The organism is Acinetobacter higginsii, assembly GCF_000369845.1.
GTDB lineage: Bacteria > Pseudomonadota > Gammaproteobacteria > Pseudomonadales > Moraxellaceae > Acinetobacter > Acinetobacter higginsii.
This window is the reverse complement of record NZ_KB850223.1, coordinates 606,178-631,516: the sequence shown is the minus strand read 5'-3', so window position 1 is coordinate 631,516 and position 25,339 is coordinate 606,178. Positions and strand designations below refer to the sequence as shown.

Below are 25,339 nucleotides of genomic sequence, written 5' to 3'. Positions count from 1 at the left end.
GTGCTGGTGATGTTGCTGTCGCCTTTAACGTTGATATCACTACCCAAGGCATAGTTGTTCTTGCCTGTTGTGCCACCAAAGTTGATGCCTTTGTCCGCTGTTGCTTTAACGCTGGTGATCGCACCATCAATCGTGTTCGAACCTGTGCCACCAATGTTACTTGTGGTGATTGCACCCGTCGTTGCATCAATGGTCGTGTTGCCGCCAATTGCGGTCTTAACACTATCCGCTACGCCTTGTAACTGACCACCATTCACCGCATCTTTAGAACCAGATGTTACCGCGCCATTCGCAACATTGCTGATCTTATTGTTACCCGCATTGATGCCTGTCTTACTGATACTTGGACTACTGGTAACAGGTGTTGTTCCATCTGCCTGTACAAAACTCAAACCATTGTTGTTAATAACTGTACCACCAGCATTAACACTATCAAATTTTACAGAGTCTGCTGTTGCAATAGTAATGCTAGTTCCTGTCCGAGAAAGCTTAATATTTTTGCCATCAATAAATTTAACTTCTGCGTCTTTACCTACGACTGCAGCAGTATCCGAATTGGTGTTTAACTTCCATGTCTGATTTTCTAAGCTAGTTGTACGATTATCAATATTCGTAATAGCATCACCAACATTCGTTTTTGTAGTACCACCTACATTATAAGTTGGGGTTGTAACTGCCCCCGTCGTTGAATTATAAGTTGAACCACCACCTAAAGCAGCAGCAGTATCAGCACCTTGCTTATCTGTTATTACTTTGAATTGTTTTAATTGAGCAACTGTTACACCATCAGAGTCTACGGCACCATCTGCCAAATTAGTTAGACGACGTTTAACATTGTTAGTGCCATCACCAACTGAAATTGTTCCTTGTGTTGTTGCCCCTACATTTGTTAAAAATGAAGAGCCTGTTTGTGCGGAAGCAACTGATTTTTGCCCTAATGCAATACTATTATCACCTGTGACTTTTGCCTCTGCTCCAATAGCAACACCTGACGTAACACTACTACCAGCTCCTCGCCCAATAGATACAGCATCCGTTTTTGTTGCAATAGAACCACTACCAATTGCAACAGAACCTTCTCCACTTGCTAACGATGTACTACCTATAGCCAAGGCATTATTTGCTAGTGCAGCTGTTGCAGTACCAATAGCAATCGCACGCTGTCCTAATGTGACTGACCCGCCGTGTCCTAAAGATTGATATAATGCATTCGCTTGTTCTGCTGTTAAAGTTTGTCCGTTGTATGATCCACCAGTAATCGCACCAACTGTACCTGTCGTTGCATTACCAGTTCCAGCAGCCTGATTAATTGTTATTGCAACACCATCCACTGTTCCAGTTAGCGTACCGGCAGTCCCTCCTAGGGTATCTTTTACTGTATTAGAACCATTAAAAACTCGAGAACCGACCGTTTTATTAGTTATTGTACCTTGCCCTAAAGACGTTGCTAATTGAATAGGTGCATTTGTACCGCTTGTAACATTCGTTGCACCATTACCAATAGATAAACTTTGTTGTCCCAATGCGGCACCACGGACACCAACCACTGCTGCACCTTGTTCTGTTGCACCAGAGAAGGCCCCTATAGTCATCCCTTCATCTTTTAACGATTGAGAACCACCACCAAAAGCAATTGCGTCCCGCCCAGATGCTTTCGTTTGCCCAACAGTTTGATATGCTGCCCCAGCTTGGCCAGCAACTACAGAAGCATTATCAATATCAGGTGAACCAATCGCAATACCACGATAACCTGTAGCTGTTGCTGAATGGCCAATAGCAAGAGCACCAGTTCCTGTTGCTGCAGCTACATTACCTATAGCTTGAGCATAATCTGCAGTTGCAGCAGATTGACGACCAATTGATAAAGATGTATTTCCTGTCGATAAAGCCGCGGCACCTATTGCTACTGCAGCAACATTATTTGCAGTTGCGTATGTCCCTATAGCAGTAGCTAATCCCTGATTTGCATTTCCAGCAGAAGCACCTGTACCAATCGCAGTATTACCACCAGATGTAGTATCAAAAGTTACTCTGCTGTTACTAGTACTAGTATTATATGGATTGGATCTATCCGCAATTACAGAGTCCTTTGCTCCAGCAATACTAGAACATCCTATTGCTACTCCATTTGTAGTAGTCGCAGATGCTGTACAAGTATTAATATTAGTGATATTAGCCCCGCTTTTAGTCGGGGTTCCACTAACTTCAGTACCTGCATAAGTCAAAGTAGGTGTAACAACTGTAATTAGTGCTAGTGATAAACTCTTTAAATTTATTGTTTCCGAGTGGCTCTTTTCATTAGACTCCTCTAGATTAGAAACCTCCCCAACCTTGCCATTATTACTACCTTTTACTTTTCCTTTCGCAAGTTCCGAAACCGCTACCCAAGCACCCAATGAGGCGTTCCATACAACCTTATAAACCTTATTCATAATATTTTTCCAAACGCAGATAAAAGTTACAACGTGTTCACTTATGTGTACAAGTCTGTCTATTAAGTTAAAGAAATGTAATTTATTACTATTAAAATAACTTTTTTAAAATGAGTTGTAAATCACATTAGTACATGTTGTACATCTATCAATTCACCAATTTAAATTAAAATTTTAATTTTTATTTCTAAAATTAAATATTACAAATCAATAGTTAATTTTTAACTACAAGTAAAAAGTAAATCGCATAATCTTCACATTATGCAAATTTATATACAAAAAAAGTCGATACATGACGTAAATTGACATTCTCCTCCTAAATTTATGTTCAAATTTCGCATTAATATTTGTATCTAAATGTCAAAAATAAAAAAAGCCAGCATACATGCTGGCTTTTTTCTCAGGTATTCTACCAAGTTACATTGACACGTCTATTTGGTGCGAAACAACCAACCAATTGTGCATTTGCTTTATTACCTGCACATTGTTGATATAAATCAGTCTGGCTATTGGCTTGAATTTGGATACGATTTGCATCAATTCCTTGATTAACCAACAGCTTCGCAACAGTGTTGGCACGTTTTGATGACAATTGTTGGTTATAAGCAAATTTACCTAATGGATCTGCAAAACCTGCAACAACAATTAGACCTGTCGAATTGCTTTGTTTAATACGTTCTGCAATTGAAGCGACAGAACTAGAACCTTGTTCAATTGCACCTGCATTAAAACGATCAAATGCAAAGAACACACTTCCTGAACGTGCACCATTTACATTGGCATCATTTGGAACTTGATTATTAGCACCCCAAGCCATTAAGCCTTCACACGCTTCACCTTTCCAAGACAATCTTTCTGAAAGATACTTCTTATCGAAATCGACACGTAATTGGCAACGTAAATAGTCTTGGCTATTCGGCTGACGAATATCTAAAACATAATTCCAAGTTTTTACAAAGAAGACGCCTTCGCTAAATTGAGGATGGCCCAAAATGTGACGAATTTGATCTTTGGTCAGACCTGTGTCTAAACGTGCAACATTATCATATTCATAACGCTGTACTTGTTTTAAATAGCTTTTCTCAACCGCTGGAAACTTAATTTCTTCTTGCTGAGCCACAACTTCTTCTTGTGCAAAAGTAGTGGTTGTTGTTAAACCGACTAAAGTTGCCATCATCAAAATTTGAATATTCTTGTTCATTTCTTTACTCACAATATCTGTTGGATAAGGAGAGTCTAGGACTCTCCTTATTGAAGGCAATTAGTCAATAATTGTACTTACACCAATACGTACTAATGGGCTACCTTGGCTGCCTAAAGCAGCACCCGTTGTCAATGACCAGCGACCATTATCGGCAGTACGACGGAACGTCACACCTACTGCATTTTGATCGTTGTAGTAGGCCGCACCGACTGCCATGGTTAACTTACCTGGTACATAAGGTGCTTGCTCAAGTGCAGCTGTTGCAGCAATACCCGCAGACATTTTGTCTTCCAAATTGTCGATACGTTTGTTGGTGTCATAGAACACTTGTTGTAACTGATCACCAAGGTTGTTGATCTTGTTACCCAACTCTTGATTTGACTGGTTCAAACTTCCAATCGCATCATTAATATTGTTCTTACCTGTACCACCGATATTGTTGGTCGTAATACTGCCATCTTGATTAACAACCGTCTCACCGCCAATACTGTTCTTGATACTGTTCGAGATGTTATGGATCTGGCCACCATTCACGGCTTGGTTAGAACCCGCTTTGATTTCACCGTCCTTAACACCTTGCACCACACGATCACCATCTTTACCGGCCATATTGATACTTGTACCGCCTGTATCTTTACCAACGGTAATTTCACCATTTGGCGTCTGTTGCTGAACTAGACCAGACTTACCATTGTTGATGTTATTGATGTTGTTATTGATGTTCTGAATATCATTTGAGTTTTTATCAACTTGCTTCTGAACATCCCATAACTGACCACCATTTACAGCATCTTTAGAACCTTCTTCAACCTTACCATCAGCAACATTTTTCAGGTTTGTGCCTTTATCACCACCGCCTAAAGTCACAGAGTTTTTATCAACATTGCCATCTTTGTCTTTGTCATACTTCACAGCGTTGTCTGACAAGTCACCGATTTCTTTGCCGATTTGGTCTTTAACATCATTGATTTGCTTATCAAGCTGACCTTTATTTACCGCATCTTTTGCATCAACACCATCAGCGACATTGGTAATTTTCTTACCGCCTGCATCAATACCGTTAATTGTGATACTTGGACCACCCTTAATCGTTAAACCATTGTTATTAATAACGGTGTTGCCAGTGGTGATGCTGTCGAACTTCGCATCTTTCAACAATTCAACTTTGATACCATCTGCTGTGGTACGTGTAATGACGTTTTCACCGCTGGTCTTGTCTTCTGCTGTTGCAGCATCAGCGCCACCAACGATATTTAACTTCTCACCCAACTTACGATGTACATCTGCACCTGCATTACCTGCAAAGTTTAGACCTTTATTGGTCAGATCATTAACACCTGTAGTGACTTTGTCATCAACCGACTTGATTGCGTCATTGATGTTGTCTTTACCAGTTCCACCAATGTTATTGGTCGTGATGCTACCGTCTTTATTAACAGTCGTGTTACCACCGATGCTATTCTTGATGCTGTCAGAGATATTCTGAATCTGACCACCATTCACTGCATCTTTAGAACCATTCGCGATTGAACCATCTGCAACATTGGTAATGACTTTATTACCTGCATTGATGCCATCTTTGGTAATACTTGGACCATCTTTAATGGTTAAACCCTTGTCGTTTAATACCGTATCACCAGTCGTGATGCTGTCTAAATTAAGGTCTTTCTTAGTTGAAACTTCGTAGTTGGTACTACCATCTTTATTGGTTGTCTCTTTAACAACGATGTTGTCGCCTTCAGTCACTGTGGTTTTCGCTTTAGTTGCAGCGTCTTTCACATTGCTGATTGCATCATTGATGTTGTTTTTACCTGTACCACCAATATTGTTGGTTACTATACTGCCATCTGGATTAACCGTTGTGTTACCACCAATGCTGTTCTTGATGCTGTCAGAGATATTCTTGATCTGACCACCATTCACTGCATCTTTTGAACCTTTGGCAATTGAACCATCAGCAACATTGCTAATGACTTTATCGCCTGCATTGATGCCATCTTTGGTGATGCTCGGACCATCTTTAATGGTTACCGTCTTTATTAACAGTCGTGTTACCGCCGATGCTGTTCTTAATGCTGTCAGAAATATTCTGAATCTGACCACCATTCACTGCATCTTTTGAACCTTTGGCAATTGAACCATCAGCAACATTCGTAATGACTTTATCGCCTGCATTGATGCCATCTTTGGTGATGCTCGGACCATCTTTAATGGTTACACCCTTGTCGTTTAATACCGTGTCGCCAGTGGTGATGCTGTCGAATTTCGCATCTTTCAATAATTCAACTTTGATGCCATCTGCTGTGGTACGGGTAATCACGTTTTCACCGCTGGTCTTGTCTTCTGCAGTCGCTGCATCAGCACCACCAACGATATTTAACTTATCACCCAATTTACGATGTACATCTGCACCTGCATTACCTGCAAAGTTCAAGCCTTTGTTTTCCAACTCAGTCTTGGTGTTATCAATCTTGGTGTTCAGTTCTGTTTTGGTGTTATTGATCGTGTTGTTGAGCTCAGTCTTGGTATCTGTAATCTGATTACCCAAGTCTTTCTTTGCATCGTCTAACTTGTTGTTGGTGTCCGTGATTTGGTTACCCAAGTCTTTCTTCGCATCATCCAACTTAGTATTGGTATCAGTAATCTTGCCATCTAAACCATCTTTAACTTTGGTTAACTGGTCAACATTGACTGCATCTTTACCATTCACACCATCTGCAACATTGCTAATGACCTTATTACCTGCATTGATGCCATCTTTAGTGATGCTTGGACCATCTTTAATGATCACACCCTTGTCGTTTAATACCGTGTCGCCAGTGGTGATGCTGTCGAACTTCGCATCTTTCAACAATTCAACTTTGATACCATCTGCTGTAGTACGGGTAATCACGTTTTCACCGCTGGTTTTGTCTTCTGCAGTCGCTGCATCAGCACCACCAACGATATTTAACTTCTCACCCAACTTACGATGTACATCTGCACCTGCATTACCTGCAAAGTTTAGACCTTTATTGGTCAGATCATTAACACCTGTAGTGACTTTGTCATCTACCGACTTGATTGCATCATTGATGTTGTCTTTACCAGTTCCGCCAATATTATTGGTGCTGATGCTACCGTCTTTATTAACAGTCGTGTTACCGCCAATGCTGTTCTTAATGCTGTCAGAAATATTCTGAATCTGACCACCGTTCACTGCATCTTTTGAACCTTTGGCAATTGAACCATCTGCAACATTGCTGATAACTTTATCACCCGCATTGATGCCATCTTTAGTGATGCTCGGACCATCTTTAATGGTTACACCCTTGTCGTTTAATACCGTGTCGCCAGTGGTGATGCTGTCAAATTTCGCATCTTTCAACAATTCAACTTTGATGCCATCTGCTGTGGTACGGGTAATCACGTTTTCACCGCTGGTCTTGTCTTCTGCTGTTGCAGCATCAGCACCACCAACGATATTTAACTTCTCACCCAACTTACGATGTACATCCGCACCAGCATTACCGGCAAAGTTCAGACCTTTGTTTTCCAACTCAGTCTTAGTGTTGTCAATTTTGGTGTTAAATTCAGTTTTGGTGTTATTGATCGTGTTGTTGAGCTCAGTCTTAGTATCTGTGATCTGATTGCTGAGGCACCATCACCCGTTGCTTGTGCAACAGCACCAAATGCAGAAGCACCTTTGCCCGCAGCATTTGACATCACACCAAAAGCAGATGAAGCATCACCTGTCGCCTTAGAGGTCATACCGAAAGCCGAAGCAAATGCTCCTGTTCCTACAGCTTGAACACCAACTGCAGTAGAGCCATGATTTGCTTCAGTTGTTGGGTATTTACCAGCTTGTAACTTTCCGCCTGTGATTTCGGTGTATTTTTGGCTTAATTCAGTATCACGAGCAATTTTATCAACATCATCACCACCAATTGCAACAGATGAGTTACCGCGTGCAATTACATCTGCGCCAATTGCAATGGATTGATCACCGATTGCTTTAGTTTGATCACCAATTGCAATCGACTGATTACTATATCCAGACGCGCTACCCGTCGCACCTTTTGTTGATGCATTACGACCGATCGATACATCACCACTACCAACTGTCTCGCTTGCACTACCTACAGCAATTGCACCAGTACCTACGCCTTTTGCATTTGAGCCAACCGCGACTGCCTCTATGCCATTAGAAGTTGTATTTACACCGACAGCAATTGAGTTACGACCTTTAGCGCCATCATTCTCATAATTGCTACCTTTCGTGCCATTATCATTAATACTAACGTAATGTGTTTTTGCTTCTGCTACGGCACTTTTAAGTTGAGATACATTCACCGCATCATTATCTTTGACACCTTCTGCGATATTTGTAACTCTTAAAAATCTATCGTCTTCCCAAGCACCTTGTTCTTTACCTTGATAGTACTTAGGATCACCTTTTTTATGCCCAAAAGACACTGTAAAGTCTTCTGTTGTACTCGCTTGACCACCAATTGCAACTGAATTATCCCCATAAGCAATTGCATCATTACCAATTGCGATAGCCCCTTTACCATCAAGATTCGGTTGTCTTGACTCAGCTCTTGAGCCACTACCAATCGCAATTGAACCTCTACCTGTTGACTGCACATCATTACCCACTGCAATAGCAAAATCACTATTTGCACAAGATTGGGTATTGCCCCCACCTACAATTACAGAGCCAGAATTATTACATTTATTCGGTGTGCTACTTCCATTCCCCAGTACTGTCCCTGCAAGTGCATTTGAAGAGAAAGTAACAGCCCCAACTAAAACTGCAGCAGATAAATTGAGAACTTTTGATTTGGTTTTTGTTTTGCTTTTTGCGAGTTCTGATGTTGCAACCCATGCGCCAATCGATGCATTCCAAACCACTTTATATACTTTATTCATAAAAATTCTCAGATAATTACTACAGTTATTGATGGTCTAAAAATGCCAATGAGCATTTTTAGTTCGGTGCTAAAAAAAGAGTCGCGGATGCTAATAAAACCAAGGAAATTGGTAAAGTATGAATAAACATTTTTATCTATAAAGTGAGATATATTTCTCATATTCACAAAACAAACAATTGATTAAATATTTGATTAAAATAATAAAAATAATTATTTGTTTCATTTTGTTTTTATTGTGTTTTATTTTATAAAGAACATGAAAAATAGAGTAATTACTCTTTAATGTATTAATAAATAATATTCAATACCTCAAACACCCATTAATTATTGGAATAAATAATTAAAACCATATTTGTTAGAATAAATACAGATTGATATATAAGTTGTTAATTTTACTTAAAAGTATAAAAAGCTTTGATTTTAGAATTCAGACAGTAAATCAGGTATGATTGCCTTTACCTCAAAACAGTTTTTTTAAACCTTATGAGTCAGACATTAAACACATTAAGAAAACAACTCCGTTCAAAAAGAAGACAACTCTCTCATTACGAACAAAAGAAAGCTGAACAACGTGTTTTGGTTCAACTTAGACAATTTACTCGATTTAAATCCGCATCAAAAATTGGACTTTATTTACATGCCTTTGGTGAAGTACATACCGATCAACTGTTAAAGCTTTGTTTTAGGCAAAATAAACAAGTTTATTTGCCCATGATTTGTAATATGAATCAGCATTTAGTTTGGGTAAAAGTGAGCTCGAGACAATATTTAAATAAGAGATTTTCCCATCACCCCCTGGGAATGAAAGAGCCGATGGCAAGTCGTGGCAAACATGTTTCATATTTAGACTTACTCATTATGCCTTTACTGGCTTGTGATCAGTTTGGAACACGTATTGGCATGGGCGGCGGCTATTATGATCGAACCTTGGCATCAGCCAAACATCGTCCTTACCGTCTTGGCCTTGCTCACACATTTCAATATGTTGACACCCCACTATTAAGGCAGAAATGGGACCAACCATTAAATGCCTTACTTTGCCCTAAAAAGTTTTATTATTTCATGCCTTAGCATGCTTTTTTTCTTATTTCCGCAATGAATCTTGAGTAATTTAGTCTTTTTTTTATATTTTCTAATCCTACCCCCTTGTATTTTTTCAAATGCACATCACTATAAAAAACATGGCAACACCGTTGTCACTCATTAGGAGTGCCCATGTCTGAATATATCTTAAACAATGAAACTAGCTTAGAGCCACAGGTTCCAAGTGTATTACCACTATTAGCGTTACGTGATGTTGTGGTGTATCCACACATGCAAATCGCGCTATTCGTGGGTCGTGAAAAATCGATCAATGCAGTGGATGTGGCTCGTAACAGTGACAATTTAGTATTTGTAGTTGCGCAAAAAGATTCGCTCACAGAAGAAATTGATCACGATAATCTCTATCAATATGGAACCGTGGCTAAGATCGTACAAGTAGTCAATCATGAAAATGATGAAAACTGCATTAAAGTACTTATTGAAGGTCTACATCGTTCTAAGTTAGAACGCATTATTGACGGAGAAGAATACTTAACAGCTGAACATCATTTAAGCCCAATGACATTACCTTTGGACGAAGAGACCCAAGAGACTCGCTTAAATGAATTACGTACCCTATTCGCTCAATATGCAGAAGCGAAACTACGTAATGCACGTGAACTCGTTGCAGCAGCAAACAAAATCGAAGACTTATTGCAATTGATGTTCTTCGTTGCAACTCGTGTACCTTTAAATATTGAAGTGAAACAAAAATTTTTAGAGCACGACGAGTTTGAAGATCACTTACAAGAGTTAATGAGCTATTTGATGAATCAATCTGCTGAACAGCAAATTGAGCAAACGCTGCATGACAGTGTAAAACGCCAAATGGAAAAGAACCAACGTGAATACTTTCTAAATGAAAAAATGAAGGTCATTCAACGTGAACTTTCCGATATGAATGGCGGTGCGGAAGATGACGTTGCAGAAATTGAAAAACGTCTTGCGGAAGCAGATTTACCTGAGCACGTACGTAAAAAAGCTGAAGCTGAGTTTCGTAAGCTGAAAGCGATGCAACCTGCTTCAAGCGAAGCTGCTGTTGTTCGCAACTATCTAGAAGTTATTTTAGATACGCCTTGGAATAAAGCCAGCAAGGTCAGTATTAACCTTGCGAAAGCACAGGAAATTCTTGATACAGATCATTACGGCTTAGATGACGTAAAAGATCGTATTGTTGAATACTTGGCAGTTCAGTCTCGTGTTAAAAAACTCAAAGGTCCGATCCTATGTTTGGTTGGTCCTCCAGGTGTTGGTAAGACTTCACTCGGTGAATCAGTTGCAAAAGCAACAGGTCGTGAGTTTGTCCGTATGGCACTCGGTGGTGTACGTGATGAAGCCGAGATTCGTGGTCACCGTCGTACTTATATTGGTGCGATGCCAGGTAAGATCGTGCAGTCATTGACGAAAGTCGGTGTCAAGAACCCATTGTTCTTACTCGATGAAATCGACAAGATGGCACAAGATTACCGTGGTGATCCTGCTTCAGCGTTGCTTGAAGTACTTGATCCATCACAAAACAGCAAGTTCAATGACCATTATTTAGATCTTGACCTTGACCTTTCAGAAGTGATGTTCATCTGTACTGCAAACAGCATGAATATTCCTGAGGCCTTGCTGGATCGTATGGAAGTCATTCGTCTTCCGGGTTATACCGAAGATGAAAAAGTGAATATTGCTGAACGTTACCTTGTTCCAAAAGCGATCAAGAACAATGGTTTACGTGCAAAAGAATTGACTGTTCACGAAGAGGCAATCCGCGACATCGTACAACGTTATACACGTGAAGCGGGTGTTCGTAGTTTAGAGCGTGAAGTGTCTAAAATTGCCCGTAAAGTCGTGAAAGAAGCGGTGAGCAAGAAGTCTAAAAACTTACAGATTGACGTGACTTCAGCCAATCTTCCTGAATACTTAGGTCCACATAAGTTTGACTTCGGTATTGCAGAAGATGAAGCACAAGTGGGTCGTGTTAATGGCTTGGCTTGGACCTCTGTCGGTGGTGAATTACTTACCATTGAAGTTGCAGCAGTCAAAGGTAAAGGTAAATTCATTACTACTGGTTCACTTGGTGATGTAATGAAGGAATCAATTACCGCTGCGATGACTGTAGTACGTACGCGTGCTGATGAATTGGGAATTGAAGCATCACGTTTTGAAGAAACAGATGTGCATGTTCACTTGCCTGAAGGCGCAACGCCAAAAGATGGTCCATCTGCTGGTTTAGCCCTGACCACTGCCCTTGTGTCGGCATTTACAGGTATTCCGATTCGTCCAGATATCGCGATGACAGGTGAAACCAGTTTAGGTGGTCGCGCGATGCGTATTGGTGGCTTAAAAGAGAAACTTCTTGCGGCTCACCGTGGTGGAATCAAACTGGTGTTTATTCCACAAGATAACGTCCGTGATTTGGCTGAAATTCCTGACAATGTCAAAGAAGGATTAGAAATCAAAGCAGTGAAAAGCATTGATGAAATTCTACCTTTAGCACTGACAGATACACCAAAGCCTTTGCCAAAGACACCGATTGTAAAACCAGTCGAAGAAGCAAAAGCAGCACGTCACTAATCAGTAAATGATTGGACATAAAAGAGAGCTTCGGCTCTCTTTTTTTGTTACACAATATGGTTGAAAAATAACCAACATGCGGCATAATAAAATAGAGTCGATAAAAACAAAGGCTAAATTTGACTCATGAACTCATTTTAGCGCCATCCGAACTCCAGACGGATGGCACTTTGATCGCAGCTCATACGCGTTTTGAGCTGCGTTTTTTATGACTATGCTACAACTGCTTTTTGTATTTTTTATGACTAGATAAACCATACTTACCTGCATGTAACAAAGAACAGCGTTTATAATAGGGCTCATTTCCTCAAGCACACACGCCTATGAAAATCCGCATTCTCACCATTGGTCAAAAAATGCCTGCTTGGGTGTTAACTGGATTTGAAGACTATTTCAAACGTATCCAGCCCTTTGTACAAACACAGGTGATTGAGCTTCCAATGGCAAAGCGTGGCAAAAATGACTCTGAGGCAGATATTTTGAAATACTGTCAAATTGAAGGTGAAAGTATTCTAAATGCACTCAAATCCAATGAAACCTTGATTGCTTTAGAAGTAAATGGTCGTGAGCTGAGTACGGAAAAGTTAGCTGATACGATGAAACAATGGATGCTTGAAGGCAATGATATTGCGATTGCAATTGGTGGTCCTGATGGGCATTCCGATGCTGTTCGTAAAGCTGCTGCTTGGCATTGGTCATTGTCAAAACTGACCATGCCGCACCCAATGGTACGTATTCTACTGATTGAGCAACTTTATCGTGCCATGAGTATTAATCATAACCACCCGTACCATCGTGCTTAAAACTGTTCTAATTTTAGAACAACATGTTGAAATTTAAGGGCTATCACTGCAGTACTGAATTTGTCAGGATAATGGTGTATTCCCTTTCAGGTGTTTATTTATGGATCTGCAAACTTTACCCGGATTATTTATTTCTCATGGTTCGCCCATGCTGGCACTTGATCCAGAGCAAGTGGGTCCTGCACTGCATCGTCTGGGCAGTAACTTGCCGAAACCACAGGCCATTGTGGTGATGTCAGCGCACTGGGAAAGCCAAGCCTTAGAAGTCAACACTTCAACACGCCCAGAAACGTGGCATGACTTCCGTGGCTTTCCGCCTGAATTATATGACATTCGTTACCCTGCGGCAGGCGCACCAAAACTGGCAGAAGAAATCCTCTCGCGCTTTGCAACAGCGGGTATTTCTGCACATGCCAATAGTACCCGTCCACGCGATCATGGCGTCTGGATGCCGCTTTTGCACATGTATCCAGATGCAGATATCCCAGTGATTGAGATTTCACTCCCCCTTTATATGAGTGCTGATGACATTTACCATGTTGGAGAAGTACTCTCACCTTTACGAGAGCAACAAATTCTGTTGATCGGTTCAGGTAGTATTACTCACAATCTGGCTGAATTGTCATGGCATGCTGATGCCGATGTACCCGCATGGGCCAGTACTTTCCGTAATACAGTGGTCAGTAAACTCAGTCATCAAGATTACGATGCGGTACTAGATTGGCCATCTTTGCCTTATATTGAGCGTAATCACCCGAGCCTTGAGCACCTTGCGCCACTATTCTTTGCAATGGGTACAGGTCATCGTTTCAATATTGTACATAGCAGCTTCTCGATGGGCTCGTTGGGTATGGATATTTATCGTTTTGATTAAATAACCAACTACATCACATAAAAATAAAATGGGCTTGCTCAAAATAACGGCAAGCCTATAAATCTGCTATATTTTTCCAAAATTTTACAAATAGAAACATTTAACAAACTTAATTGCTAAAAGGATGACATGTTCTCTTTTTAAGAATCCTTTAAGCTTATGTCTGTTATTTATTTATCGTTGTTTTGAATATGAAAATCAAATATTTAGTTCTTGCATTACTTCCGCTTTCTTTAATGGCGTGCCAAACTGTGCAAAATGTAACTGATAATGTAATTTCTCAAATTAATACAACTGCTGCAAAAAACCTAACTGAATATAATTGGACCTACCAAGGTTCTAAAGCATCTAAACCTTTAGTGTTATCTTTTAACGCTGACCAAAAACTTGCAATCCAAACTGGCTGTAACAACCAAGGCGGTACTTGGGCTGTTGAAAACAACAAGATTGTAACGTCCCCGCTTGTATCAACAATGATGGCTTGTGCTGATGATTTAATGCAGCAAGAGCGCTTATCTGCTGACATCTTCAGCGAGAAAAAAGTACCATTTGAAATCAGCACAGTAAATGGTCAAGCAATTTTGACTGTTACTGATGCCAAAGGTCAAAAGCATGTATTTACAGGTGCAAAAGTGGCAAATAGCAACGTATTAACTAACTACACTTGGTCATATCAACCTGCTAATACTAAACGTCCAATCGTATTAAGCTTCTTAGCCAATGATCGCTTATCTGTAGACACAGGTTGCAACCGTTTAAATACATCATGGAAAATTGAAAATGGTTTAATCGCTACAGGTGATGGTGCATCAACCATGATGGCATGTGAACCAGCATTGATGGCGCAAGAAAAATTCGCGGGTGATCTTCTACAAAAACGTCAAATCGCGTTTGAAGTAAATACAGCCAACCCAGAGCAACCAACATTGGTAATCGCGGATGCTAAAGGTCAAAAATATACTTTCGTTGGTAAAATGACCCCAGAAGCAAAATACCAGTCTGAAGGTAAAACAGTTTTCTTAGAAATTTCACCTGAAACTAAATCTTGCACAGGCGTGGCACCACAAACTTGTATGCAAGTTCGTGAAATCAAATATGATGACAAAGGTTTAAAAACTTACGCAGATAAAAACTGGTCATTGTACTACGGTCAAATCGAAGGTTTTGAACACAACCCACAACAACGTGTGATTGTACGTGTTAAACGTTTTGACATTAAAAACCCTGCTGCTGACCAATCAAGCATTGCAGACGTACTCGATATGGTTGTTGAGCAAGAGATTGTGAAAAAACCATAATTTCATTCAGAAATAAAAAAATCCGATGCTTTGTCATCGGATTTTTTATGGGAAGCCCCCTCTTTATTAAAGAGGGATTTCGTACGATTTTTAATAAATACCCTGCGCTAAAATTGCATCAGCAACTTTTACAAAACCTGCAATATTCGCCCCATCAACATAGTTAATTGAGCCATCTTCCTGAGTCCCGTATTTGACACAGTTACGATGGATCTCTTTCATAATCGCATGTAAGCGCTCATCAACCTGTTCAAATGACCAACCCAAGCGATTGGCATTCTGCGACATTTCCAAACCTGAAGTTGCTACCCCACCTGCATTCGATGCTTTACCTGGTGCATACAGGATTTTCGCTGCAATAAATTTTTCAACCGCTTCAAGTGTAGATGGCATATTCGCGCCTTCTGCTACGCAAATCACGCCATTCGACAATAACGTTACTGCATCTTCAGCATTCAGCTCATTTTGTGTTGCACAAGGTAGAGCAATATCGATTGGGATATGCCACGGCGTTTTGCCTTCGAAATATTCAAAACCATGCTTTGATGCAAATTCTGACATCCGACCACGTTGAACATTTTTCAATTCCATCACTTCATCGAGCAAAGCCTTAGTGAAGCCATTCTTTAAATAGACCGTACCATTTGAATCAGACAAAGTCACAACTTTAGCGCCTAAGAACATCGCTTTTTCTGCGGCATATTGCGCCACATTGCCTGAACCTGAAATCGATACGGTTTTATTGGAAAAACTATCGCCACGAGTTTTCAGCATTTCCTCTGCAAAATACACTGTGCCATAGCCTGTTGCTTCAGGGCGAGCCAATGAACCGCCAAATGAAATCCCTTTACCTGTAAATACGCAAGATGTGTCGTTACTTAACTTTTTCATCATGCCTGTCATATAGCCAACTTCTCGACCACCCACCCCAATATCCCCAGCAGGAATATCGGTATTTGAGCCTAGATGACGGTATAGCTCCAGCATCAAAGCTTGGCAGAAGCGCATGATTTCTGCTTCAGATTTACCTTTAGGGTCAAAATCCGAACCGCCTTTACCACCGCCCATTGGCAGAGTAGTTAGCGCATTTTTAAAGGTTTGCTCAAAGCCTAAAAACTTTAAAATGGACAAATTCACAGAAGGATGGAAACGCATTCCCCCTTTGTATGGACCAATTGCAGAGTTGTATTGAACGCGGAAACCACGATTGACATGGGTCTGACCTTGGTCATCCATCCACGATACACGGAATTGAATCGCTCGCTCAGGTTCAACCAGTCTTTCTAGCAAGCCATATTGAGCATATTTCGGATTTTTCTCAATGAATGGCCACAAGCTGGTCATCACTTCTTCGACCGCTTGCAAAAATTCAGGTTGATATGGATCTCTAGCTTTAACATAATCCAGAAAGTCATTTAAGCTATTGTATTTCAACATTCACCCCCGAGCTTGTGATTTATCTTGGTGCTAAAAATGCACCAAAATAGAGTTTCCATCTATTAAATACAGATTACTATTTCATCACAATATTATTTTTAAGCTTAACTATTTTTATTAATTAAAATCATTTACTTATGTTAATAAATATTCATTATTTATATAATAAATGAAGGTCAAAAATGTAGAAAAAGTCACATTCCAACAGGAAAGCAGATTTATCTGAAAACTTAATTGCACTAAAAAACATCAATAAAAGCACTATTTATAAGCACAACCTATTTTCAACGCTACGGATATTTTTCGATTGCTTCGCCGCGATAAATCATTATTTGCTATACTAAGCTCCCTGTTTTTTTGCTTCATCTTCGATACATGTCCCCAACTGCACAACATGCGCTTATTGTCCAAATTGACCAACTGTTACCACAAACACAATGTGGTTTATGCGGGCATCGTGATGGCTGCTTACCTTATGCAAAATCGATTGCAGAGGGTGAGGAAGCCAATAAATGTGTGCCTGGTGGACAACCTGTTGCAGATGCACTGGCAGCCTTGTTAGAACGCCCGCAACTCAAAGCTGAACCCAGCGTTTGGGATATTCAACTGGATGGTCGACCACAACGGATCAAAGCTGTGATTCGTGAAGATGAATGTATTGGCTGTACCAAATGTATTAGTGCCTGCCCTGTCGATGCGATTATTGGTAGTGGAAAATTAATGCACAGTATTTTGACTGACCTGTGTACGGGTTGTGAGTTATGCATTCCACCTTGTCCAGTCGACTGCATTGATCTGGTTGAAGATACCCAACCTTTACCCACCACAACGCAACGTACGGCTGAACAGGATGATTTAAGACATCGTTATTACGCGCATATCCAACGTGAAGAAAAACGTCGCTTGAGCCGTAAAGGGCCAATTGTACGTGCTGAAATTGATGTGGAGTTTTTCGCCCAATTTTCTCAGGCGCTCAATAATGTCCCCGTGATAACCTTGGCGGATAAGCCGAAAGAAAACACCACACTCGATGCGAAAACAACAATCGAACTTGCAAAAGTACGCACCCAGATTAAAAAACTTGAAAAACAACTCAGTGTTCGTGCTGATGAATCAAAGCAAGCCCAATTAATTGCTTTACAACAACGTCTAACTGAGTTGCAGGAGGTCTAAATGTCCGTAAAAAATATGACTAAAAAGCAGATCCAGACCTTTTTTGAACGTTTACGTGAACAGAGACCACATCCTCAGACCGAGCTGAACTATTCCTCTCCTTTTGAGCTACTGATTGCAGTATTGCTGTCTGCTCAAGCAACTGATGTCAGCGTCAACAAAGCCACGGATAAACTCTATCCTGATGCCAATACCGCTCAAGCCATTTTAGACCTCGGAATTGATGGTTTAAAATCATATATCAAGACCATTGGCTTATATAATTCTAAAGCTGAAAACGTGATTAAAACCTGCCGAATTTTGGTGGATCAATATCAAGGTCAAATTCCAGAAACACGTAAAGAATTGGAAGCCCTCCCCGGTGTAGGACGTAAAACGGCGAACGTGGTACTGAATACTGCTTTTGGTCAGCCGACCATGGCCGTTGATACGCACATTTTTCGTGTCGGTAACCGCACTGGTTTAGCTGTTGGAAAAAATGTTTTAGAAGTAGAAGATCGCTTGATTAAAGTAATTCCGAAAGAATTTATTATTGATGCCCATCACTGGCTGATCTTACATGGTCGTTATTGCTGTATCGCACGTAAACCGAAATGTGGTGAATGTATCGTTGCAGATGTCTGTAACTGGCCAGATCGGTTTGAATTTGGTGCAAGCAAACCAATCGCAATAAAAAACCTCAGTTAATCCTGAGGTTTTTTTTGCTGTTGCAGTTTTGGATGTAATTGGCGAGCTTTACCATTTTTTCTATTTTCCAAGGCTTGTTGCTGTTGCACATGACGCAGCATTTTCTGACTTTGGTACAAAAGAAATAACAGTAAAACGATGCTGAAAATGACCACTAAAATCAAAACAACTTTTAGCATGAGCTTCCTCCAAATAAAAAGAGCTCTGTATTCAGAGCTCTTTTAAAATCTGCAACTTAAATTATTTATCTAAGATTGCAAATAAATCAGCTTGAACGTTTTCGATGGCACGTAAACCATCTAGCTTGTCATAAGTTGGTGCATTTTCACCAGAAGCAGCACGACCTTGATAGAAACCAACCAATTGCTCAGTTTCGCTATGGTAAGACCCAAGACGCTTACGAATCGTTTCTTCTTGGTCATCTGGGCGTTGCACTAGGTCTTCACCTGTTTCATCATCTTTACCTTCCACTTTTGGTGGATTGTAAACAATGTGATAAACACGACCCGATGCAGGGTGCTGACGACGACCAGAAAGACGTTGCACGATTTCTTCGTCAGGTACAGCAATCTCAATCACGTGATCAATGCTAATTCCAGCTGTTTCTAATGCTTCAGCTTGTGGAATTGTGCGCGGGAAACCGTCAAAGATACAACCATTTTCACAGTCAGGCTGAGCAATACGTTCTTTAACCAAGCCAATAATCAGTTCATCAGAGACTAAACCGCCTGATTCCATGACGCTTTTCGCTTTTAAGCCAAGTTCAGTACCTTCACGAATTGCAGCACGGAGCATATCACCGGTTGAAATTTGTGGGATATTGTAGCGCTTACAGATCAACTGAGCTTGAGTACCTTTGCCTGCCCCAGGTGGTCCGAGTAAAATAATGCGCATAAAAGAACATCCTCATTTAAAAACAATAAATCTTAAATTGAGCAATATCATACAGACTTATCACTCAACCAACATCAAATTAATTATAAGAAAGCAACAAATAAGTGAATTAAACCAGCAAAGAAACCAGTCACCCCACCGAGTACAATTAAGATCCACTCATCTTCTTGGAACGCAGGACGCAATAAGTTTTGGAACTCTTTCGGTGTTAGTTCACGGATGCGGTCTCTAAACATTTGAAAGATCTTCTGCGCACGACTTGCATTCAAAGCTGGGTCACATACTGGTCCCATGGTAATTTCAATTGAGCGATCAATCAAGTCGGTCTTGAGTCTAGCATATTCTCTTGGCCCTAATGAAAGCTGCAATGAGGTTCTGACCAGTGGAGTTTCCATAATTTCATTGATATGACGCTTGACAATACGACGAGTTTTGTCTTTTCTACTACCATACATCATTTCAGTCATGATGGACTTTAAGGTAATTAAATCTTCAGTCACTACACTGGCAAATACATCGGAAACCTCTTCCTGACGCTTCATAAATGCGCCTTGAACGTTGTAAGTACCAATCTTTAACACAGGCACAATCCAAGGAAATTTGCGGTCTTTGGTCAGACGAAAAATCTGCGGATAACGAATATAGTGTGGTTCAATCGGATTGAAGACCATCCAGATCGCAATCCAGTTGGTTAAAAAGCCCCAGATTGCTGCCCAAAACGGAACCGTCCAGTGCCATGGCACTACAAACCAAACGATCATTTGGAATATACCAAAGAACATCCCTATTAATGCACTGATATGCCAAATAAAATTAATTTCTTTCTGACCCACTTTCAGGAACATGCGTACCATTAAACGGCGGTCACCTTCCATTTGGCTCACCACCATTTCACGCATGTCCACCAGTGACTCAACGTTCATGGTCAGCTCAGTCACAAGTTCCCTAAGTGTCGTGGGTAACTGTTTATGTGCTTGCGCGTAGATACGACGCTTAATCGAATAAGGTAGGTTTTCCCAAAGTACAGCATTACGATCAATCATCACTTCATCAATCAGATGCTCAAGCTCAAACCCTACCTGCTCACCGATGATCATCGCCATATCTTCTGGATCCATTGCTTCTAAAAACTCTCGCAATGAACCCAATTTAGATAGCGTGTTATCAGTGATGATGCCTGAAATACGTCCAGCTTTACGTGGCACAATTCCTTGCCAACCGACAGGTAATGGTCCTAAATGGAAGCCCCAAAAGTTGATTGGGTAAAATACCATTTTCAATGCCATCCATACGTGTGCCCATGTTACAAAGGCGGTCACAGGGATGATACTCAAGACTGCCAGATGGTCAGGTCGATTTAGGAAAATCTGCCACAATTCATTGACGTAATCAAACATGCATGACTCTCTGAATTATTGATACATGATGGCCTATAAAAGGATGAACGTTAATTTCCTCTTACAAACCAAAACTTAAGGTATAAGAAAACTGAAGGACAGGTTCTGATTTTTTCACAGTATTGCCATTCCCATCTTCTATTTTTTCGCGTACTCCTGCGCCTACACTGAATGTGCTGATACGCTCACTATTCAACCAGACATAAGCAAGATCGGCACCAACACCCAAGTTGCCCTTTTGTTTACCCCCATAGTTCTTACTGTCTAAATGTCCTGCATAGACACCAAGGTAATAACCATTTTTATCGGTACCAGTTAAGTAGTACGGGTAACGGAATCCAATTTGTCCACCGGGTTCATTGTCATCATTTAAAAATGCACCCGCTTTGGCGTAGGCAATCCCATACGGATTTACCCATTCAAGGTTGGCATGTAATAATTTCTTAGTAAAACCTGCACCTACATTCCACGTTGAAACGTTTGCATCTTTTAATTTAGGCTCAGGCTTAAACGGATTTTCGTCAGCATGGGCAAAACCAGTAAGTGTTAAAACCGATAATAAAAGGCAAATTTTTCTCATTATTTTCTCCATTTTCCCTAAGAGTGTATTGGAAAATCCTATTTCAAACTGTTTGTGACTTTAACAGAATTATTTTGCTTCTAATATACAAGACCATACAATTTTAATGTCTGCAAAGTCAAAAGCTGTCGCAGCATCATTTGCATGATTTGTTGAAAATTCTACAGTATGATCATGCAACTTACGTTAAAATGCGTAGCCTTTGTATTCTCTCCATCTTGTAATTAAGTCGACACCCTATGAAACAGCACTTTCCTTTAAAAAATATGCAACAAGAAAAGCGCATTTATAAGGGTCGAATCTTTTTTGCAATCTTTGTCGTGGCGATTTTTCTACTTTTATTGATCTGTCGTTATGCATATTTACAGATCGTTCATTACGATGATTTTACAACGGCATCAGATAAGAACCGTATTCGCTTACAGCCATTAGCACCCGCTCGTGGCTACATCTACGATCGTAACGGCGTGCTATTAGCAGATAACTATCCAGTTTTCACTGCAACACTGAGTCGTGCCGATGTCAGCGATATTGATGACACCATTACCCGTCTCATTCCAATTCTGGGCTTGACCCAAGATGATGTTGACCGCTTTAAAAGCCGTGTCAAAACTGCACGTAAAACTGAACGCCTTGCGATCAAATTGAATTTGACTGAAACCGATATTGCCAAATTCAGTGAAGTGAAATATGCCTTTCCTGGGGTCAAAATTGAAACCCAAATGACCCGCTACTATCCACATGGTGAATTGTTTGCGCATGTGATTGGTTATGTGGGGCGTATCAATGATAAAGAACTTAAGTCTATTGATAAGGATTTATATGCGGGTACCAACCTGATTGGTAAAATTGGGGTCGAAAAAAGCTATGAAGACCTGTTGCATGGTATTCCTGGCTATGAATCTGTTGAAGCCGATGCACACGGCAATGTACTACGTAATTTAGGTCGCCAAAATCCAGCGCGTGGTAATGATCTGTATTTATCACTTGATTACGGTTTACAAACTATTGCCGCAAAACAATTGGCAGATCGCCGTGGTGCAATTGTAGCCATGGACCCACGTACAGGTGAAATCCTCGCATTGGTCTCCAGCCCAAGTTTTAATCCAAACCTCTTCGTGACAGGAATTAGTTCCAAAGACTATAGTGGACTGCGTGACAACCTCGATCAACCGCTTTATAACCGTGCGGTTCAGGGGGCATATCCACCAGGTTCAACCATTAAACCAATGTTTGGTTTAGGTGGTATTCATTATGGTCTCGTCGATTGGAGCACTGCAATTTCCGATCCAGGTTATTTCTCATTGCCTGGTGACAGTCACCGCTTCCGTGACCATAAAAAAACGGGTCATGGTTCAGTGAACATGCATAAAGCTCAAATTGTGTCCTGCGATACCTATTTCTATGTCCTGTCCTATCGCATGGGCATTGAGAAAATGAATGACTGGATGCGCCAATTTGGCTTTGGTGAAAAAACTGGAGTTGATTTACCAAGTGAAAGCACAGGTCTCTACCCGAGTCCTGAATGGAAAATGCGAACGCGTAAATCCAAATGGCTAAAAGGTGAAACCATTTCAGTCAGTATCGGGCAAGGGGCATTTACCTCTACACCTTTACAACTTGCTATGGCAACTGCGATCACAGCCAATAAAGGTTCACATGTCACACCACATGTACTCAGAGAAACCAAAGGTGCCAAAAAATTTAGTGTCCATAACGCGCCTGATGGCAAAATTAATTTCAATGGTACAGAACAAGATTGGATCAACATGCATGATGCAATGGTGGATGTGATTCAATCTGGTACAGGTCGTGGTATTAAAGGTGGTTTGCAATATTCAATCGCAGGTAAAACAGGGACAGCCCAAGTCAAGAGTATTGCTCAAGGTAAACGTTATAACGAAGCAGCACTTTCATCTCGACAATGGGACCATGGCTTATTCGTTGGTTTTGCGCCTGCCGATAATCCTGAAATTGCCATTGCCGTGGTTTGGGAAAATGGTAAACATGGCGGTTCAGCTGCCCAACTAGCACGTCCAATCTTTGACTATTGGCTGGTGACACGTAAAAAGAATCCACTTCGTCCAGCTAGCCATCAAGTCAGTGGAGGCTTAATGACTGCGGGAATTAAACCAGGTGAACTACCAAGCAGCAGTGTTGCAACCACGGCAACACAGAATGGCCAAGCAGCATCTACACCCGTCGCTTCATCCGCTCCAGCTTCTACACCTGTTGCACCAGCAACAGGTGCTCAACCTACGGATGGAGTGACTGAATAATGAAAAATCAATTACGTATCATCGGTGGTAACTGGAAACGCCGTACTTTACCCTTTGCCAGTATTGATGGTTTACGTCCAACACCAGATCGTGTCCGTGAAACACTATTCAACTGGTTGATGTGGGATATTCAAAACGCACAGGTTTTAGACTTGTGCAGTGGCTCTGGTGCATTAGGTTTCGAAGCGCTTTCTCGTGGAGCTGCAAAAGTCGTAATGATTGAACCGAATCCAACACAAGCCAAAGTCTTAAAAGACAATATTCAACTGCTAAAAGCGGAAAATTGCCAACTGCATGTTGCAACGGCACAGCAAGCTTTAAAAAAATTAAACGCAAGTTTTGATGTGGTGTTTCTTGATCCGCCCTATAGTCTAGATTTATGGCAAGAGTTAGCTGAGCTGGCTAACCCAATGATTGCAAACCATGCTTATATTTATGTAGAAGCAGATCGAGATTTAGCTCAACTCACCCTACCGCCTACTTGGCAGAAAATAAAAGAAACCAAAGCAGGTATGGTCAGAGCCGGTTTATATCAAAAAGTCAGTTAAAAAATCCGTAACCAGAAAAATCGAATCAATTGCCCTCGGTCAAAGGGAAAACTGGAAAGATATTCATAGCCAATTCGATTGGTCTGGTTCAACTGATACATCATGCCATAACCGACTGAAATCGAAAAATCATCCAGTGACAGGCTAGTGGTATCGCCTGTCAACATCTTATGGTTAAACTGATTGGTTTGATAAGCCGTATAGTTATAGACACGCCAACGTTCATTTTGAAAAAATTGGTTATGCAAAACTGAATATGCTGTTTTCATTTCAGGATAAGCAGCATCAAACATATGTTCTGTATCTTCGCTCGGCTCTGCAAAAAAATCATAATCATCCGCATAAGCTCCAGCAGAGAGACCAATCAAAAAACAGAATAAAAAAGGGTGCTTAATGTACATAACAAGATGTGTTGATGACTTTCCTATTTAGCATACCGCTAAAAATCATTTTTTATCAATCAATTGAATGTTTTTATCTACTATTTACAAACTGCTGTTTAAAATAACCACTCCATACGGCGACCATCTGGAATTATATGGGGACTCCCCCTTCAAAGCTCGTTTCCTTGATTACCTGCAGCGCTATAAATTATAGGGTACACAGGCATCAACAATCACACAGCCGCGCTTTTCTTATTTTCATTTTACATCCAGTCTATTTAACTTTTGTACAATTAGATATGCAGAGTAAAAAAATATTAATTTTTATCGTGTTAGACATAAATAATTAATTTATAAAATTCACCTTATATACAATAATAGCACCTTTAAAATTCTACTCTATCGATCATGAAGCTTTTGTACTTGCTCATTGCCACCGTGAGCTTAACCGGTTGTATCTTTGGGAAATCAAGCGAAGTAAAACGCGCTGAAAAAGTCCTACAGAGTTTTCAATGTAACAATATTGAATCCAATGAGTTAGCAACTTCTTCTATTTCAAATTTTTATCAACAATCACTGGCGGCGAATAAAGACAAAGCAGCATCTTATATTGAACAATATAAGAATGGTGAAGATCTCTTTGACATTCCGCTCGATGAAGTTGTACAACAAAAATATCAATTATATAAGCAAGCATGTCAGGCACTCGGTGGCGTCTCTACAGCCAAAGGAACAATTGCAGTAAAGGCCACTGAGTAACAGCAATAAAACTTGCCTGACTGTATTTAGGAT

20 protein-coding genes and 1 pseudogene are annotated in these 25,339 nt (G+C 40.5%); 10 read left to right on the top strand and 11 right to left on the bottom strand.

Annotated features, from left to right (window positions below; translation table 11 throughout):
* From F885_RS21095 to F885_RS21460, 5 genes and pseudogenes are all read right to left on the bottom strand, one after another.
* On the bottom strand, window positions 1–2,432 hold a 2,432-nt coding region (locus F885_RS21095), incomplete at its 3' end, for an ESPR-type extended signal peptide-containing protein (protein WP_005323054.1).
* Between the two features lie 409 nt (window positions 2,433–2,841).
* The gene (gene tpgA, locus F885_RS00010; RefSeq protein ID WP_005323053.1) at window positions 2,842–3,633 is read right to left on the bottom strand and encodes a trimeric autotransporter adhesin/peptidogylcan-associated protein TpgA; all 792 of its coding nucleotides are present in this window, start codon (window positions 3,631–3,633) and stop codon (window positions 2,842–2,844) included.
* A gap of 60 nt (window positions 3,634–3,693) precedes the next feature.
* A complete protein-coding gene (locus F885_RS21470) occupies window positions 3,694–5,742 on the bottom strand; it encodes a YadA-like family protein (RefSeq protein ID WP_374755508.1) in 2,049 nt (682 codons plus the stop codon).
* Window positions 5,657–7,174: a hypothetical protein gene (locus F885_RS21465; RefSeq protein ID WP_005323051.1), complete on the bottom strand. Its 1,518-nt coding sequence runs from the start codon at window positions 7,172–7,174 to the stop codon at window positions 5,657–5,659. Before F885_RS21465 ends, F885_RS21470 begins: the two co-directional genes overlap by 86 nt.
* Window positions 7,175–7,224: 50 nt before the next feature.
* Window positions 7,225–8,547 (bottom strand): annotated as a pseudogene (locus F885_RS21460) (ESPR-type extended signal peptide-containing protein); the annotation flags it as partial.
* Between the two features lie 485 nt (window positions 8,548–9,032).
* Between F885_RS21460 and F885_RS00020 the strand changes: the two are divergent.
* From F885_RS00020 to F885_RS00040, 5 genes are all read left to right on the top strand, one after another.
* Entirely contained in the window at window positions 9,033–9,620 is a 588-nt protein-coding gene (locus F885_RS00020; protein WP_005202345.1) for a 5-formyltetrahydrofolate cyclo-ligase, read from the top strand.
* A gap of 144 nt (window positions 9,621–9,764) precedes the next feature.
* Entirely contained in the window at window positions 9,765–12,194 is a 2,430-nt protein-coding gene (gene lon, locus F885_RS00025) for an endopeptidase La (protein ID WP_005202342.1), read from the top strand.
* A gap of 323 nt (window positions 12,195–12,517) precedes the next feature.
* Window positions 12,518–12,997 carry a 23S rRNA (pseudouridine(1915)-N(3))-methyltransferase RlmH gene (gene rlmH, locus F885_RS00030; protein WP_004801239.1) on the top strand — a complete coding sequence of 160 codons (480 nt, stop codon included), beginning with the start codon at window positions 12,518–12,520 and terminating at the stop codon, window positions 12,995–12,997.
* A 100-nt stretch (window positions 12,998–13,097) separates the two neighbouring features.
* Window positions 13,098–13,871, top strand: coding sequence for a DODA-type extradiol aromatic ring-opening family dioxygenase (locus tag F885_RS00035; protein ID WP_005202340.1), 774 nt, complete (start codon window positions 13,098–13,100; stop codon window positions 13,869–13,871).
* A gap of 191 nt (window positions 13,872–14,062) precedes the next feature.
* Window positions 14,063–15,169, top strand: coding sequence for an META and DUF4377 domain-containing protein (locus F885_RS00040; RefSeq protein WP_005202338.1), 1,107 nt, complete (start codon window positions 14,063–14,065; stop codon window positions 15,167–15,169).
* Window positions 15,170–15,259: 90 nt separating this feature from the next.
* Here the strand turns inward: F885_RS00040 and gdhA are convergent, their stop codons facing one another.
* Window positions 15,260–16,606 carry an NADP-specific glutamate dehydrogenase gene (gdhA, locus tag F885_RS00045; RefSeq protein WP_005202337.1) on the bottom strand — a complete coding sequence of 449 codons (1,347 nt, stop codon included), beginning with the start codon at window positions 16,604–16,606 and terminating at the stop codon, window positions 15,260–15,262.
* Window positions 16,607–16,963: 357 nt separating this feature from the next.
* On the opposite strand from gdhA, the gene F885_RS00050 reads away from it, so the two are divergent.
* Together F885_RS00050 and nth are read left to right on the top strand one after the other, a co-directional pair.
* Window positions 16,964–17,779 (top strand): RnfABCDGE type electron transport complex subunit B, encoded by an 816-nt coding sequence (locus F885_RS00050; RefSeq protein ID WP_225761804.1) that lies wholly within the window; start codon window positions 16,964–16,966, stop codon window positions 17,777–17,779.
* Window positions 17,780–18,466, top strand: coding sequence for an endonuclease III (gene nth / locus F885_RS00055; RefSeq protein WP_005202335.1), 687 nt, complete (start codon window positions 17,780–17,782; stop codon window positions 18,464–18,466). It abuts the gene before it with no gap.
* Here the strand turns inward: nth and F885_RS00060 are convergent.
* From F885_RS00060 to F885_RS00075, 4 genes are all read right to left on the bottom strand, one after another.
* Window positions 18,463–18,645, bottom strand: coding sequence for a hypothetical protein (locus tag F885_RS00060; RefSeq protein WP_004801249.1), 183 nt, complete (start codon window positions 18,643–18,645; stop codon window positions 18,463–18,465). The genes nth and F885_RS00060 overlap by 4 nt on opposite strands.
* Window positions 18,646–18,706: 61 nt before the next feature.
* Window positions 18,707–19,360: an adenylate kinase gene (gene adk, locus F885_RS00065; RefSeq protein WP_004801251.1), complete on the bottom strand. Its 654-nt coding sequence runs from the start codon at window positions 19,358–19,360 to the stop codon at window positions 18,707–18,709.
* Between the two features lie 83 nt (window positions 19,361–19,443).
* Window positions 19,444–20,757 (bottom strand): DUF445 domain-containing protein, encoded by a 1,314-nt coding sequence (locus F885_RS00070; RefSeq protein ID WP_005202334.1) that lies wholly within the window; start codon window positions 20,755–20,757, stop codon window positions 19,444–19,446.
* Between the two features lie 61 nt (window positions 20,758–20,818).
* Complete coding sequence (locus F885_RS00075; protein WP_004801255.1) at window positions 20,819–21,337, bottom strand: hypothetical protein; 519 nt, start codon at window positions 21,335–21,337, stop codon at window positions 20,819–20,821.
* Between the two features lie 239 nt (window positions 21,338–21,576).
* Between F885_RS00075 and mrdA the strand changes: the two genes are divergently transcribed.
* Both mrdA and rsmD read left to right on the top strand, forming a co-directional pair.
* The gene (gene mrdA / locus F885_RS00080; protein ID WP_005202332.1) at window positions 21,577–23,616 is read left to right on the top strand and encodes a penicillin-binding protein 2; all 2,040 of its coding nucleotides are present in this window, start codon (window positions 21,577–21,579) and stop codon (window positions 23,614–23,616) included.
* Complete coding sequence (gene rsmD, locus F885_RS00085; RefSeq protein ID WP_005202330.1) at window positions 23,616–24,164, top strand: 16S rRNA (guanine(966)-N(2))-methyltransferase RsmD; 549 nt, start codon at window positions 23,616–23,618, stop codon at window positions 24,162–24,164. The genes mrdA and rsmD overlap by 1 nt, the downstream gene beginning before the upstream one ends.
* Here the strand turns inward: rsmD and F885_RS00090 are convergent.
* The gene (locus F885_RS00090) at window positions 24,161–24,565 is read right to left on the bottom strand and encodes a hypothetical protein (RefSeq protein ID WP_005202329.1); all 405 of its coding nucleotides are present in this window, start codon (window positions 24,563–24,565) and stop codon (window positions 24,161–24,163) included. The two genes, rsmD and F885_RS00090, sit on opposite strands and share 4 nt — an antisense overlap.
* A gap of 390 nt (window positions 24,566–24,955) precedes the next feature.
* Here F885_RS00090 and F885_RS00095 point away from each other — a divergent pair, with 390 nt between their 5' ends.
* Window positions 24,956–25,306: a hypothetical protein gene (locus F885_RS00095; RefSeq protein ID WP_004801268.1), complete on the top strand. Its 351-nt coding sequence runs from the start codon at window positions 24,956–24,958 to the stop codon at window positions 25,304–25,306.
* The last annotated feature ends 33 nt before the right edge of the window (window positions 25,307–25,339 follow it).